Source organism: Pseudomonas sp. BP8, assembly GCF_017875955.1.
Taxonomy (GTDB): domain Bacteria; phylum Pseudomonadota; class Gammaproteobacteria; order Pseudomonadales; family Pseudomonadaceae; genus Aquipseudomonas.
Genome location: NZ_JAGINK010000001.1, coordinates 317,377 through 331,010, shown reverse-complemented (window position 1 = coordinate 331,010; position 13,634 = coordinate 317,377). Strand labels below are relative to the sequence as shown.

The window sequence follows — 13,634 nt, the reverse complement described above, 5'->3', positions numbered from 1 at the left end:
ACAGGGGGTTGGATCGCGCACACAGCTGGGTGTTCATTCTTACGCAGGGCAGCGGGTCAGGGACGGTCAGGCCCTTCATCTGGGGTAGGCTTTTCGGCAACCGCTTGTTCAGCCGCTGCAGCCTGTTCAGCCGCAGCCGCCTTGCGCTCGGCACGCAGGGTGCGGAAGCGCCGGCGCAACCACAGCAGCAGGCCCAGCACCAGCAGGGCGCCAAGTACCCATAGCTCGTATTTCTTGACGTTGCCCAGCAGGCCTTCGAGGATCGCGCCGAAGTGATAGGCCGCCGCGCCCAGGACGATGGCCCAGATCGCCGCACCGATACCGTTGAGCAGCAGGTAGCGCCGGGGTGGATAGCCCGACAGGCCAATGGCCACCGGCATCACCGTACGCAGGCCGTAGACGAAGCGGAAACTCAGCACCCAGATGTCCGGATGGCGGCGGATATGGTCCAGCGCCCGGTCACCCATGGCCTGCCAGCGTGGCTTGCGCGCAAGGATCGCGCGGCCATGGCGGCGGCCCATGAAGTACCACAACTGGTCACCGGCATAGCTACCGAAGAACGCGGTCAGCACGACCAGGTTGATGTCCATGTATCCGCGGAACGCAAGAAATCCCGCGAGAACCAGGATGGTCTCACCTTCAAAAAAAGTGCCGAGAAAAAGGGCGAAGTAGCCGAAATCCTGTAGGAATTGTCCAAGCATTTTCTGGGGTGCTGGCGAAATGAACGCGCAGCCTACCCCTTCGCGGGCGCCGGGGAAAGTGTCCAAATGTGTCTCGACATGAACAATTCCGACGCAGAGGCTGGGCAATTCCTACAAGAAGATTGCCTGCGGCCACAAGTCGCAGGGTTGCCCTTGGGTGTAACACAGGCGTCATAATGGCCGCTTATAACTGTCGCGCTGCCCGCCTGCGCGGGCTCAGGAGTCTGCCGTGAGCTTTACCCCCGCCAACCGTATGTTTCCTGCCACCCGTCTGCGTCGCAACCGCCGGGACGACTTTTCCCGCCGTCTGGTTCGTGAAAACACCTTGACCGTTGATGACCTGATTCTGCCGGTATTCGTCCTCGACGGTGAAAATCGTCGTGAAGAAGTGCCGTCCATGCCCGGCGTCGAGCGCCTGTCCATCGACTTGCTGCTGGAAGCCGCGCAGGGTTGGGTCGAGCTGGGCATCCCGGCGCTGGCGCTGTTCCCGGTGACCCCGGTCGAGAAGAAGACCCTCGACGGCGCCGAAGCCTGGAACCCCGAGGGTATCGCCCAGCGCGCCACCCGCGCCCTGCGTGCACAGTTCCCCGAGCTGGGCGTGATCACTGACGTCGCCCTCGACCCGTTCACCACCCACGGCCAGGACGGTATCCTCGATGAAGAGGGTTACGTGCAGAACGACATCACTGTCGACGCTCTGGTGCGTCAGGCGCTGTCGCATGCCGATGCCGGCGCTCAAGTGGTTGCACCGTCGGACATGATGGACGGCCGCCTCGGGGCGATTCGTGAAGCCCTGGAAGCAGCCGGCCACGTCAATGTGCGTATCATGGCCTACTCGGCCAAGTATGCCAGCGCCTACTACGGCCCATTCCGTGACGCGGTGGGTTCGGCATTGAACCTGGGCAAGGCCAACAAGGCTTCCTACCAGATGGACCCGGCCAACAGCGACGAGGCCCTGCATGAAGTGGCCACCGACCTCGCCGAAGGTGCCGACATGGTCATGGTCAAGCCGGGCATGCCGTACCTGGACATCGTTCACCGGGTCAAAGCCGAGTTCAAGGTACCGACCTTTGCCTATCAGGTCAGCGGTGAGTACGCCATGCACATGGCCGCGATTCAGAATGGCTGGCTGAGCGAGGCGGTGATCCTCGAATCGCTGACCGCTTTCAAACGAGCCGGTGCCGATGGCATCCTCACTTATTTCGCCGTTCGTGCCGCCCAATTGTTGAGAGGGCAGTAACGCCTTCCAGGAACGTCAGATGAATAACGAAGTGCTTACCCCTGTCGAAATCAAGGATGCCCAGGCGCTGCCGCAGGAGTTGACGCAAACGCAAACGCCACCGGACCTGCCGTCTGTGGCCGAGCCGGTGGTTGAGGCCGTCGTCGAGGCGCAGGCCGAGGTCGTCACGCCGGCACCTGCGCCAGCCCCGGCGATCCACGTGCCAAGCCTGGACGACAGCAGCCTGTACATTCATCGCGAGCTCTCGCAGCTGCAGTTCAACATCCGCGTGCTGGAGCAGGCGCTGGATGAGTCCTACCCGCTGCTGGAGCGCCTGAAGTTCCTGTTGATCTTCTCCAGCAACCTCGACGAGTTCTTCGAGATCCGCGTGGCGGGCCTGAAGAAGCAGATCAATTTTGCCCGTGAACTGGCCGGCGCCGACGGCTTGCAGCCGCACCAGGCGCTGGCGCGGATCAGCGACCTGGTGCACTACGAGGTCGACCGTCAGTACGCGATCCTCAACGACGTGCTGCTGCCGGAGCTGGAGAAACACCACATTCGCTTCATCCGTCGTCGTCACTGGACGCCGAAGATCAAGACTTGGGTGCGGCGCTTCTTCCGTGACGAGATCGCCCCGATCATCACCCCGATCGGCCTCGACCCGACCCACCCGTTCCCGTTGCTGGTCAACAAGAGCCTGAACTTCATTGTCGAGCTCGAAGGCGTCGATGCCTTCGGCCGTGACTCGGGCCTGGCGATCATCCCCGCGCCGCGCCTGTTGCCGCGGGTGATTCGCGTGCCTGAGGATGTCGGTGGCCCGGGTGCCAACTACGTGTTCCTGTCGTCGATGATCCACGCGCACGCCGACGACCTGTTCCAGGGCATGAAGGTCAAGGGCTGCTATCAGTTCCGTCTGACCCGTAACGCCGACCTGGCGCTGGATTCGGAAGAGGTCGACGACCTTGCCCGGGCCCTGCGTGGTGAGCTGTTCTCACGTCGCTACGGCGATGCCGTGCGCCTGGAAGTGGCCGACACCTGTCCTAAACAACTGTCCGACTACCTGCTCAAGCAGTTCAGCCTGAGCGAGAGCGAGCTGTACCAGGTCAATGGCCCGGTCAACCTGACGCGGTTGTTCAGCATCACCGGCCTGGATAGCCACCCGGAGTTGCAGTACCTGCCGTTCACTCCGGCGATTCCCAAGCTGCTGCAGAACGCCGAGAACATCTTCAGCGTGGTCAGCAAGCAGGACATCCTCCTGATGCACCCGTTCGAGTCGTTCACGCCGGTGGTCGACCTGCTCCGTCAGGCCGCCAAGGACCCGCATGTGCTGGCCGTGCGCCAGACCCTGTACCGCAGCGGCGCCAACTCGGAGATCGTCGACGCACTGGTGGATGCGGCGCGTAACGGCAAGGAAGTCACCGCGGTGATCGAGCTGCGGGCGCGCTTTGACGAAGAGTCCAACCTGCAGATGGCCAGCCGCCTGCAGGCAGCGGGCGCCGTGGTGATCTACGGTGTGGTCGGCTTCAAGACTCACGCCAAGATGATGCTGATCCTGCGCCGCGAGCACGGCGAGATCGTTCGCTACGCGCACCTGGGTACCGGTAACTACCATGCTGGCAACGCCCGCCTGTACACCGACTACAGTCTGCTGACTTCCGATGACGCCCTCTGCGAGGACGTTGGCAAGTTGTTCAGCCAGCTGATCGGCATGGGCAAGACGTTGCGCATGAAAAAGCTCCTGCACGCACCGTTCACGCTGAAGAAGGGCATGCTCGATATGATTGCCCGCGAGACCCAGTTTGCCCTCGAGGGCAAGCCGGCGCACATCATCGCCAAGTTCAACTCGCTGACCGACGCCAAGATCATCAAGGCGCTGTACAAGGCCAGCCAGTCGGGCGTGCGCATCGATCTGGTGGTGCGCGGCATGTGCTGCCTGCGCCCGGGCATCCCGGGGGTGTCGCACAACATCCATGTGCGCTCGATCATTGGCCGCTTCCTCGAGCACACGCGGGTGTTCTACTTCCTCAATGGCGGTGAAGAGCAGATCTACCTGTCGAGTGCCGACTGGATGGAGCGCAACCTCGACAAGCGGGTGGAGACGTGCTTCCCGGTCGAGGGCAAGAAACTCTTGCTGCGAGTGAAGAAGGAACTGGAGCTCTACCTGACCGACAACACCCAGGCCTGGACCCTGCAGTCCGACGGGCGCTACATCCGCAGCGCGCCGACCGGCAACCAGAACCCGCGCAGTGCCCAGGCGACCCTGCTGGAGCGCCTGAGCAACCCGGTCCTCAACGTACGCTGAGGACGAAGCCGACCCGGGCCAGCCACTCCGCCTCGTTGGCGAAGTCGGCCTGGGTCAGCTGGTTCTGCTCCAGCCAACCGTTCGGGAACAGCACTTCCAGGCTGTTCTCGCCGGCCTGCAGCACCACCTTGGGCATCTGCTGGGTGCCGCGGATGTGGTGGAACAGGATGGCAAAGCGCAGCAGCACGCACAGACGGATCAGCTGAATGCTTTCGTCGCCGAATTCGGCGAACTTGTCCTTGGGAATATTGCGACGGTGGCCGCGTACCAGCAGCGCGAGCATCTGCTGGTCTTCACGAGAGAAACCGGACAGGTCGGAGTGCTCGATCAGGTAGGCGCCGTGCTTGTGGTAGTGGTAATGGGCGATATCCAGCCCCACTTCGTGGACCTTTGCCGCCCAGCTCAGCAGGTCACGCCAGTTGCCCTCTTCCAGCCCCCAGTCCTTGGCCACCTGATCAAACGCATGCAGCGCCTTGCGCTCGACCCTGGCTGCCTGGCCCTGATCGACGTGATAGCGCTCCATCAGCGAGTTGAGGGTACGCTCACGCACGTCTTCATGGTGATGACGGCCGAGCAGGTCGAACAGCACGCCTTCGCGCAGGGCGCCGTCGCAGTGCTCCATGCGTTGCAGTTCGAGGGCGTCGAAGATCGCCTCGAGGATCGCCATACCGGCCGGGAAGATGGTGCGACGGTCTGGCTTGACCCCTTCGAAGTCGATCTTGTCGGTCTCGCCCAGTTTGAACAGCCTGCGTTTGACCCAGGCCAAGCCTTCGGCGTTGACCTCGCCATTGCCCAACCCTGCGGACTTGATCGCCGCGCCAATGGCGCGAATGGTGCCCGAGGAGCCAATGGCCTCGTCCCAGGTCAGGCGGTGCAGGGCATTCTCGATGCTCATCAGCTCCAGGCGCGCAGCGGTGTAGGCCTGGGCGTAACGCGCGGGGGTGATCTTGCCGTCGCGGAAATAGCGCTGGGTAAAGCTGACGCAGCCCATCTGCAGGCTCTCGCGCAGCAATGGCTCGAAACGTTGGCCAATGATGAACTCGGTGCTGCCGCCGCCGATATCGGCGACCAGGCGCTTGCCGGGGGTGTCGGCCAGGGTGTGGGAGACGCCCAGGTAGATCAGGCGCGCTTCCTCACGGCCAGAGATCACCTCTACCGGATGGCCGAGGATAGCCTCGGCGCGCTGGATGAAGTCGTTGCGGTTGCGCGCTTCACGCAGCGCGTTGGTGCCGACGATACGCACGGCGCCGTCGGGCATACCGTTGATCAGTTGGGCGAAGCGCTTGAGGCATTCAAGCCCGCGCTGCATGGCTTCTTCGCTGAGGCGGCGCTCGTCGTCGATGCCGGCGGCCAGCTGAACTTTTTCCCCAAGCCGCTCGAGAATACGGATTTCCGTGTGGTGGGCCTTGGCCACGACCATGTGGAAACTATTGGAGCCCAGGTCGATGGCGGCGATCAGGGACAGGTTCTTCGCGGAGTTCTGCGGCATGATTTCGAGATTCTCGGTCGATTACCCGGCAATCGTGCCACGATCGAGGGCATACGCCAACGCACGGCACAGCAAGGATTGATGCAAAGCAAGGGGTCAACGGATCCTATGACACTTGTGTGACAGTTTCGATGCGTGGTGTCTTGCACAACTATAGTTACACTCAATCGACCGCGACTTCCTGTAGACAGCCGGTGCGGCTATGATGGGCCACGTTTTTTTGCTTACCACCTGGAGATATCCATGAGCAGCGACCTGATCAAACATGTCACCGACGCCACCTTCGAGGCCGAAGTCCTGAAGGCTGAAGGCCCGGTGCTGGTCGACTACTGGGCTGAATGGTGCGGCCCGTGCAAGATGATCGCTCCAGTCCTGGACGACATCGCTTCGACCTACGAGGGCAAACTGACCGTCGCCAAGCTGAACATCGACGACAACCAGGAAACCCCGGCCAAGCACGGCGTGCGTGGCATCCCGACGCTGATGCTGTTCAAGAACGGCAACGTCGAGGCCACCAAGGTCGGCGCACTGTCCAAGTCGCAGCTGGCGGCGTTCCTCGACGCCAACATCTGATGTACAAAAAGCCCCGGAAAAACCGGGGCTTTTCTTTTTCCGCACACTAGACGCGGAAAAAAGCAAGTGTTACATTCGGCCTCGCACTGCTTCTTCAGTGCCCTCTGCACGCCGTCGCCGACGCATCCCTAATTCGAATCAGTACGCGATCCTGTCGCCTTCTTGCGGCGCGGCTTCATTAAGCCAGAAGCTTAATTCCCCCTTCTTACATGATTACGTCACTCCCCTTATGAACCTGACTGAACTCAAGCAAAAGCCGATTACTGATCTGCTAGAAATGGCCGAACAGATGGGCATTGAAAACATGGCCCGTTCGCGCAAGCAGGACGTGATTTTCGCCCTGTTGAAAAAACACGCGAAGAGCGGCGAAGAGATCTCAGGTGACGGCGTGCTGGAGATTCTCCAGGATGGTTTCGGTTTCCTGCGTTCGGCTGATGCGTCCTATCTGGCCGGCCCAGACGATATCTACGTCTCGCCTAGCCAGATCCGCCGTTTCAACCTGCGGACCGGCGATACCATCGTTGGCAAGATCCGCCCGCCGAAAGAAGGAGAGCGTTACTTCGCGCTGCTCAAGGTCGACACGATCAACTTCGACCGTCCTGAGAACGCGAAAAACAAGATTCTCTTCGAGAACCTGACGCCGCTGTTCCCCAACAAGCGCCTGAAGATGGAAGCCGGCAACGGTTCCACTGAAGACTTGACCGGCCGTGTCATCGATCTCTGCGCCCCGATCGGCAAAGGCCAGCGCGGCCTGATCGTCGCCCCGCCAAAAGCGGGCAAGACCATCATGCTGCAGAACATCGCGGCCAACATCACCCGGAACAACCCCGAGTGCCACCTGATCGTCCTGCTGATCGACGAGCGTCCGGAAGAAGTCACCGAGATGCAGCGCACCGTGCGCGGCGAAGTGGTCGCTTCGACCTTCGACGAGCCGCCGACCCGCCACGTGCAGGTTGCCGAGATGGTCATCGAGAAGGCCAAGCGCCTGGTCGAGCACAAGAAGGATGTGGTCATCCTGCTCGACTCGATCACCCGTCTGGCGCGTGCCTACAACACCGTGATCCCGAGCTCCGGCAAGGTCCTCACCGGTGGTGTCGATGCCCACGCCCTGGAGAAGCCGAAACGCTTCTTCGGCGCCGCGCGTAACATCGAAGAAGGCGGTTCGCTGACCATCATCGCCACCGCGCTGGTCGAAACCGGCTCGAAGATGGACGAAGTGATCTACGAAGAGTTCAAGGGTACCGGCAACATGGAACTGCCCCTGGACCGCCGCATCGCTGAGAAGCGTGTGTTCCCGGCCATCAACATCAACAAGTCGGGTACCCGTCGTGAAGAGTTGCTGACTGCGGACGACGAGCTGCAGCGCATGTGGATCCTGCGCAAGCTGCTGCACCCGATGGATGAGATCGCCGCCATCGAGTTCTTGACTGACAAGCTCAAGCAGACCAAGACCAACGACGAGTTCTTCTTGTCGATGAAGCGTAAGTAAGCTTCGCCGCTTCAAGCCAGAAAGCCGGGGAAACCCGGTTTTTTGCTGTCTGTTGATCGGCAATGGTGTGGGGGGCTGTCAGCGTTGAAGGATGGCACCGGCTTCGCCGGTGTTCGCGGGTCAAGCCCGCTCCTACAGGTACTGCGCCGTTCCGTGGGTCAGCGCTGTCCCGCGAATGGCTGCGACGCAGCCCCGGGACTGACAAGACTCCTTTGGCCATTTTCCCCCCTTAGGCGCTACACTCTGCACCCCGACCGATACGGCCAACACGAGGCTCACGCATGCAGTATCGCGATTTGCGCGACTTTATCCGTGGCTTGGAGCAGCGCGGCGAACTCAAGCGCATCCAGGTTCCGATTTCTCCCGTCCTGGAAATGACCGAAGTCTGCGATCGCACCTTGCGCGCCAAGGGCCCGGCGCTGCTGTTCGAAAAACCTACCGGGTTCGATATCCCGGTACTCGGCAACCTGTTCGGCACCCCGGAGCGGGTGGCGATGGGCATGGGCGCTGAGTCGGTCGAAGAGCTGCGCGAGATCGGCAAGCTGTTGGCCTTCCTCAAGGAACCTGAGCCGCCCAAGGGGCTCAAGGATGCCTGGTCCAAGCTGCCGATCTTCAAGAAGGTCGTGTCGATGGCGCCCAAGGTCGTTAAAGACGCGGTGTGCCAGGAGACGGTGATCGAGGGCGAAGACGTCGACCTCAGCCAGTTGCCGATCCAGCACTGCTGGCCAGGCGACGTGGCGCCGCTGATCACCTGGGGCCTGACCGTCACCCGTGGGCCGAACAAAGAACGACAGAACCTGGGCATCTATCGCCAGCAGGTGATCGGCCGCAACAAGGTCATCATGCGCTGGCTGAGCCACCGTGGCGGCGCGCTCGATTACCGCGAGTGGTGCGAGAAGCACCCTGGTCAGCCGTTTCCGGTGGCTGTGGCCCTGGGCGCAGACCCGGCGACCATTCTCGGCGCCGTGACCCCGGTACCCGACACCTTGTCCGAATACGCCTTCGCTGGCTTGTTGCGCGGCAATCGTACCGAGCTGGTCAAGTGCCGCGGCAACGACCTGCAAGTGCCGGCCACTGCCGAAATCATCCTCGAAGGGGTGATCCATCCGGGTGAAATGGCCCCGGAAGGTCCCTATGGCGACCACACCGGCTACTACAACGAGGTGGACAGCTTCCCGGTGTTCACCATCGAGCGCATCACTCATCGACGCAAGCCGATCTACCACAGCACCTACACCGGCCGGCCACCGGATGAGCCAGCGATCCTCGGCGTGGCGCTGAACGAAGTGTTTGTGCCGATCCTGCAAAAGCAGTTCCCGGAGATCATCGACTTCTACCTGCCGCCTGAAGGGTGTTCGTACCGCATGGCGGTAGTGACCATCAAGAAGCAGTACCCCGGGCATGCCAAGCGGGTAATGCTCGGTGTGTGGTCGTTCCTGCGACAGTTCATGTACACCAAGTTCGTTATTGTCACCGACGACGATATCAACGCCCGTGACTGGAACGACGTGATCTGGGCCATCACCACGCGCATGGACCCCAAGCGTGATACGGTAATGATCGACAACACCCCGATCGACTACCTCGACTTCGCGTCGCCGGTATCCGGGTTGGGGTCGAAGATGGGCCTGGATGCGACGCACAAGTGGCCGGGCGAGACTACACGCGAATGGGGTCGGGCCATCGTCAAGGACGATGCCGTCACCCGCCGTATCGATGAGCTGTGGGATCAGTTGGGAATAGATTGATGCAGGTAACGTTGCAGCCGTCCGGGGCGGTACTGACGCTCGAGCCCGGCGAGAGGATTCTGGATGGCGCGCGCCGCTTGGGCTATGACTGCCCAAGCAGCTGCCGCAATGGCAACTGCCATGTCTGCGCAGCGTTGCTGGTGGAGGGCCGGGTGCGTCAGGACGGTGAAGTCCGTGACCACGGCGAACTGTTCACCTGCATCGCCGAGCCATTGGAGGACTGTATCTTGCTCTGGGACGGCGTACTTGCCTTGGGCGAGCTGCCCGTGCGCAAGCTGGCCTGCACCGTCAGCGCCTGCGTCGAAGTCGGTGGCGATGTATGGCGGGTGCGCCTGCGTGCCCCCGCCGGCAAGCCGCTGCGCTACCACGCTGGGCAGTACCTGATGATCGAGCGCGACGGCGCGGACAAGGCGGCGTTCTCGCTGGCTTCTGCTCCGCATGGCGGGCGCGACCTGGAGTTGCACGTGTTGGCGCGCGAGCCCAGCGCGGTGGCGCTGATCGAGCAATTGCAGCGCACCGGCATCGCGCGTATCCACATGCCGTTTGGTGACACGCACCTGGCCGAGCTGCCCGATGGGCCGCTGGTGTTGATCGCCGCCGGTACCGGTATGGGCCAGATGCACAGCCTGGTCGAGCACTGCCGGGCCAACGGCTTCAAGCACCCGGTGCACCTGTACTGGGGTGTGCGTCGTCCCGAAGACTTCTACGCCATCGAGCACTGGGACGAGTGGCAGCGCCTGCCCAATCTGTTCCTGCACAAGGTGGTCAGCGACCTGTGCGGTTGGGAAGGGCGCTGCGGCATGTTGCACGAAGCAGTCTGCGAAGACATTGCTGATCTGAATGACGTGCATGTCTATGCCAGCGGCTCGCCGAACATGGTCTACGCCACCCTCGATGCTTTGGTCGAAGCGGGGATGGACGCCCATCGCATGCGCGCCGATGTATTCGCTTATGCGCCACGTGGTTGAATAGTGCCGCTCGGCTAATAACCAAAGTTGTCGACGTTGATTATAAGGCGGTAATTCTTGCCGCCTCAGCCAATAACTTTCACTATACTCGAAACAATACCGTGCGATTGCTCGCAGGCCCCGTACTTCGGCGGCCGCGCTGCGCAGGTGGGGCTTGCGTTGGGCAGACTTTCTGCCGTACGGTAAGTCCAGCGGGGCGTCAGTGAGTTACAGTGGCGCTCTTCTCAAGTTCTCGGGGAATAATGGCGGCAGCATATGTCGGCACTGGAAAGTCTATCCTGGAAGATGTCATATCCTCCGTCGCTCGACTTCGGTCAGCAACTGACGCGCGAGCAACTGTTCACTTCGATGCAGTCGACCATGGCGCGCCACGACGGTGGGCCGGTGTGGCTGTTTGCCTACGGCTCATTGATCTGGCGCCCGGAATGCAATTCGGTCGAACGTCAGCGGGCGCGGGTGCATGGTTATCATCGCGGGCTCTATCTGTGGTCCCACGAGCACCGTGGCACGCCGGAGTGCCCGGGGCTGGTGTTCGGGCTGGATCGCGGTGGCTCGTGCAGCGGTTTCGCTTATCGCCTGGACGAGAGCAACCTGGATGAGTCGCTGATGGCGCTGTGGCAGCGCGAGATGCCTTTCCCGGCCTATCGCCCGCACTGGCTGACCTGCCGTCTGGATGACGGCAGCAAGGTTCAGGCCTTGGGTTTCGTGCTGGAACGGCATCTGCCGTGCTACGCCGGCGAGTTACCGGACGGCTTGCTCAGCCATATCCTGGCCAGTGCCACCGGGCGTTACGGCACTACGCGCGATTATGTCGAGCAGACCTTGAACGCGCTGCGCAGTCACCAGATGCCGGATCGCAACCTGGAAGCCAGGTTCAGGCGCTGCCATAACCTGCGCGAAGTTTGATTTTTTCACAGCGTGTGCCGGCCTCTTCGCCACCCATGCAGGAGCGGGCTTGCCCCGCGAAGAGGCCGGCACAGACCCGCCGCTATCGCGCCAACACCACCAACTTACCTACAGCCTGACGCTGGGCCAGCCGCTCAATCGCTGCACCGGCCTCGGCCAGTGGGTATGTCTGCGACACCAGCGGCTTCAACTTGCCTTCGGCATGCCAGGCAAACAACTGCCTGAAGTTCGCCGCATTATCTTCAGGCTGGCGCTGGGCAAATGCTCCCCAGAACACCCCGACCACCGAGGCCCCTTTGAGCAGCGCCAAATTGACCGGCAGCTGTGGAATGGTCCCGCTGGCAAACCCCACCACCAGCAGTCGCCCATTCCAGGCCAAGCCACGCACCGCCTGGTCAAACAGCTCGCCGCCGACCGGATCGTAGATCACGTCAACGCCCTGGCCACCGGTCAGGCGCTTGATCTCTTCCTTCAGGCTGGCCTTGCTGTAGTCGATCAGCTCGTCGGCACCGGCCGCCTTGGCCACTGCCAGCTTATCGGCACTGCTGGCTGCGGCGATCACTGTGGCACCCATCGCCTTGCCGATCTCGACCGCTGCCAGACCTACACCCCCCGAGGCGCCGAGCACCAGCAGGGTTTCCCCAGGTTGCAGCTTGGCTCGCTGGCGCAGGGCATGCATCGACGTGCCATAGGTCATGCCAAAGGCGGCCGCTGTGGTCAAGTCCATGCTGTCGGGCACAGGCAGCACGTTATGGAACGGCACGGCCACCTGCTCGGCGAAGGCACCCCAGCCGGTCAGCGCCATGACCCGCTCGCCAACTTTGAACGCGCCGGCTTTCTCGCCCACGGCCGCGATCACCCCTGCTGCCTCGCCACCCGGCGAGAACGGCAGCGGCGGCTGGAATTGGTATTTGCCTTCGATGATCAGGGTGTCAGGGAAGTTGACCCCTGCGGCATGCACGTCGATGAGAACTTCATTCTTCTTCGGTGTGGGGCTCGCGGTGTCTTCAAGCACGAGGTCCTGCGCCGGGCCCAGGGTTTTGCACAACACAGCTTTCATCGGGGCTATTCCTTTGCGTGTGGTGGCCGATAAGTGTAGGAGGGCCAGCCGCCGGGTCAACGAGCATGGCCCGGCCTGATGGCCAGGCATAAGCCCGGGCTTGGGTTTGAGCGACGTGCTGGGTAAGCTGGCGCCAACTGTATTGAGGAGCGAATTCGTGAAAGCGTGGATCTTGATGGTACTGGCCTTGATGCTGCCAGCGGCGGCCATGGCCGAAGAAGCCAAGGAAGGGGAGCCCAAGGTCTCCTATATCAGCCTGAGCCCGCCCTTCGTCGGCAACTATGCCCTCGACGGCAGCCCCAAGCTGCGCGTGTACAAGGCCGATGTCGCCCTGCGCGTGACCGGCGATGAGGCCGCCAAGACGGTCAAGCACCACGAGCCGCTGATCCGCAACCAACTGGTGGCGTTGTTCACCCAGCAATCTGTGGAGAACCTGAGCAACGTCGACGCCAAGGAAAAGCTGCGCCAGGAAGCCCTGAAGCAGGTGCAGCAGGTGCTGGAGGCCGAGGAAGGCAAACCTATCGTTGAGGATCTGCTGTTCAATAACCTGATTGTGCAGTGAGCTGAGCGCGCGTCGTTTAGCGGAGCATCTCCCTGTAGGGTCGTCGCATCGCCGCTCCTACAGGGCTAGCGCGGGGTCAGGCGCTCAGTGCCAAAATAGCCGCCCACTGTTCGGGTGTAACCGGCATTACCGACAGCCGCGTGCCTTTCTGCACCAGCGGCAGTTCTTCCAGCGCACTCTGCTGTTTCAGCAGGCCCAGCCCCAGCAATCGTTTGAATGTCTGCACATGGGCCACATCGACCGCGCTCCAGGGGTTTTTCTCGGCCGTCGCCTTGGCGTCGTGATAGTGGCTCTCGGGGTCAAGTGCGGTCGGGTCGGGATACGCCGCAGCGGTAATCCTGGCCACCCCGGCAATACCCGGTTGTGGGCAGCTCGAGTGGTAAAAGAAGAATTCGTCGCCTACGCTCATGGCCCTCAGGAAATTGCGCGCCTGATAGTTGCGTACGCCGTCCCAGCGTGCCTCGCCCAAGCGCGCCAAATCTTCGATCGACAGCTCATCGGGCTCGGATTTCATCAGCCAATAGGCCATGGATGTTGCTCCTGACAAAGTTTGAAATAACCTGATGCATGAAACCGACAGTCGGTTGGAGTGAACGTTTGCGTGTAGACGCACGTTG

At 62.0% G+C, this 13,634-nt stretch carries 12 protein-coding genes; 8 read left to right on the top strand and 4 right to left on the bottom strand.

The features are described from left to right. Positions 1-56: 56 nt before the first annotated feature. The gene (locus J3B00_RS01465) at positions 57-701 is read right to left on the bottom strand and encodes a DedA family protein (RefSeq protein WP_209862570.1); all 645 of its coding nucleotides are present in this window, start codon (positions 699-701) and stop codon (positions 57-59) included. Positions 702-930: 229 nt separating this feature from the next. Between J3B00_RS01465 and hemB the strand changes: the two genes are divergently transcribed. Both hemB and ppk1 read left to right on the top strand, forming a co-directional pair. After that, positions 931-1,941, top strand: coding sequence for a porphobilinogen synthase (hemB, locus tag J3B00_RS01460; RefSeq protein ID WP_209862567.1), 1,011 nt, complete (start codon positions 931-933; stop codon positions 1,939-1,941). A gap of 19 nt (positions 1,942-1,960) precedes the next feature. Beyond that, positions 1,961-4,222, top strand: coding sequence for a polyphosphate kinase 1 (ppk1, locus tag J3B00_RS01455; RefSeq protein ID WP_245362466.1), 2,262 nt, complete (start codon positions 1,961-1,963; stop codon positions 4,220-4,222). On the opposite strand, the gene ppx is transcribed toward ppk1, so the two are convergent. Next, positions 4,209-5,711: an exopolyphosphatase gene (gene ppx / locus J3B00_RS01450; protein WP_209862564.1), complete on the bottom strand. Its 1,503-nt coding sequence runs from the start codon at positions 5,709-5,711 to the stop codon at positions 4,209-4,211. The genes ppk1 and ppx overlap by 14 nt on opposite strands. A gap of 243 nt (positions 5,712-5,954) precedes the next feature. On the opposite strand from ppx, the gene trxA reads away from it, so the two are divergent. From trxA to J3B00_RS01425, 5 genes are all read left to right on the top strand, one after another. Next, a complete protein-coding gene (gene trxA / locus J3B00_RS01445; RefSeq protein WP_209862561.1) occupies positions 5,955-6,284 on the top strand; it encodes a thioredoxin TrxA in 330 nt (109 codons plus the stop codon). A gap of 229 nt (positions 6,285-6,513) precedes the next feature. After that, positions 6,514-7,773 carry a transcription termination factor Rho gene (rho, locus tag J3B00_RS01440; protein ID WP_119146917.1) on the top strand — a complete coding sequence of 420 codons (1,260 nt, stop codon included), beginning with the start codon at positions 6,514-6,516 and terminating at the stop codon, positions 7,771-7,773. Positions 7,774-8,054: 281 nt separating this feature from the next. Beyond that, on the top strand, positions 8,055-9,521 hold the full coding sequence (gene ubiD / locus J3B00_RS01435; RefSeq protein ID WP_209862558.1) for a 4-hydroxy-3-polyprenylbenzoate decarboxylase: 1,467 nt from the start codon (positions 8,055-8,057) through the stop codon (positions 9,519-9,521). Next, the gene (locus J3B00_RS01430) at positions 9,521-10,489 is read left to right on the top strand and encodes a CDP-6-deoxy-delta-3,4-glucoseen reductase (RefSeq protein ID WP_209862555.1); all 969 of its coding nucleotides are present in this window, start codon (positions 9,521-9,523) and stop codon (positions 10,487-10,489) included. Before ubiD ends, J3B00_RS01430 begins: the two co-directional genes overlap by 1 nt. Positions 10,490-10,744: 255 nt before the next feature. Further along, positions 10,745-11,395 carry a gamma-glutamylcyclotransferase gene (locus J3B00_RS01425; RefSeq protein WP_209862552.1) on the top strand — a complete coding sequence of 217 codons (651 nt, stop codon included), beginning with the start codon at positions 10,745-10,747 and terminating at the stop codon, positions 11,393-11,395. 82 nt (positions 11,396-11,477) lie between these two features. Here J3B00_RS01425 and J3B00_RS01420 read toward each other — a convergent pair whose 3' ends face one another. Next, positions 11,478-12,455 (bottom strand): NADPH:quinone oxidoreductase family protein, encoded by a 978-nt coding sequence (locus J3B00_RS01420; RefSeq protein ID WP_209862550.1) that lies wholly within the window; start codon positions 12,453-12,455, stop codon positions 11,478-11,480. 157 nt (positions 12,456-12,612) lie between these two features. Here J3B00_RS01420 and J3B00_RS01415 point away from each other — a divergent pair, with 157 nt between their 5' ends. Beyond that, positions 12,613-13,017 carry a flagellar basal body-associated protein FliL gene (locus J3B00_RS01415; RefSeq protein WP_209862547.1) on the top strand — a complete coding sequence of 135 codons (405 nt, stop codon included), beginning with the start codon at positions 12,613-12,615 and terminating at the stop codon, positions 13,015-13,017. Between the two features lie 76 nt (positions 13,018-13,093). Here the strand turns inward: J3B00_RS01415 and J3B00_RS01410 are convergent, their stop codons facing one another. Further along, positions 13,094-13,546 carry an EVE domain-containing protein gene (locus J3B00_RS01410; RefSeq protein ID WP_209862544.1) on the bottom strand — a complete coding sequence of 151 codons (453 nt, stop codon included), beginning with the start codon at positions 13,544-13,546 and terminating at the stop codon, positions 13,094-13,096. Positions 13,547-13,634 lie beyond the last annotated feature (88 nt).

What these genes read in the sequence shown, in the direction of transcription:
- trxA (WP_209862561.1), top strand. Translation starts at nt 5,955, where the DNA reads ATGAGCAGCGACCTGATCAAACATGTCACCGACGCCACCTTCGAGGCC.
- ppk1 (WP_245362466.1), top strand. Translation starts at nt 1,961, where the DNA reads ATGAATAACGAAGTGCTTACCCCTGTCGAAATCAAGGATGCCCAGGCG.
- J3B00_RS01425 (WP_209862552.1), top strand. Translation starts at nt 10,745, where the DNA reads ATGTCGGCACTGGAAAGTCTATCCTGGAAGATGTCATATCCTCCGTCG.
- ppx (WP_209862564.1), bottom strand. Translation starts at nt 5,711, where the DNA reads ATGCCGCAGAACTCCGCGAAGAACCTGTCCCTGATCGCCGCCATCGAC.
- J3B00_RS01420 (WP_209862550.1), bottom strand. Translation starts at nt 12,455, where the DNA reads ATGAAAGCTGTGTTGTGCAAAACCCTGGGCCCGGCGCAGGACCTCGTG.
- J3B00_RS01410 (WP_209862544.1), bottom strand. Translation starts at nt 13,546, where the DNA reads ATGGCCTATTGGCTGATGAAATCCGAGCCCGATGAGCTGTCGATCGAA.
- J3B00_RS01465 (WP_209862570.1), bottom strand. Translation starts at nt 701, where the DNA reads ATGCTTGGACAATTCCTACAGGATTTCGGCTACTTCGCCCTTTTTCTC.
- rho (WP_119146917.1), top strand. Translation starts at nt 6,514, where the DNA reads ATGAACCTGACTGAACTCAAGCAAAAGCCGATTACTGATCTGCTAGAA.
- ubiD (WP_209862558.1), top strand. Translation starts at nt 8,055, where the DNA reads ATGCAGTATCGCGATTTGCGCGACTTTATCCGTGGCTTGGAGCAGCGC.
- J3B00_RS01430 (WP_209862555.1), top strand. Translation starts at nt 9,521, where the DNA reads ATGCAGGTAACGTTGCAGCCGTCCGGGGCGGTACTGACGCTCGAGCCC.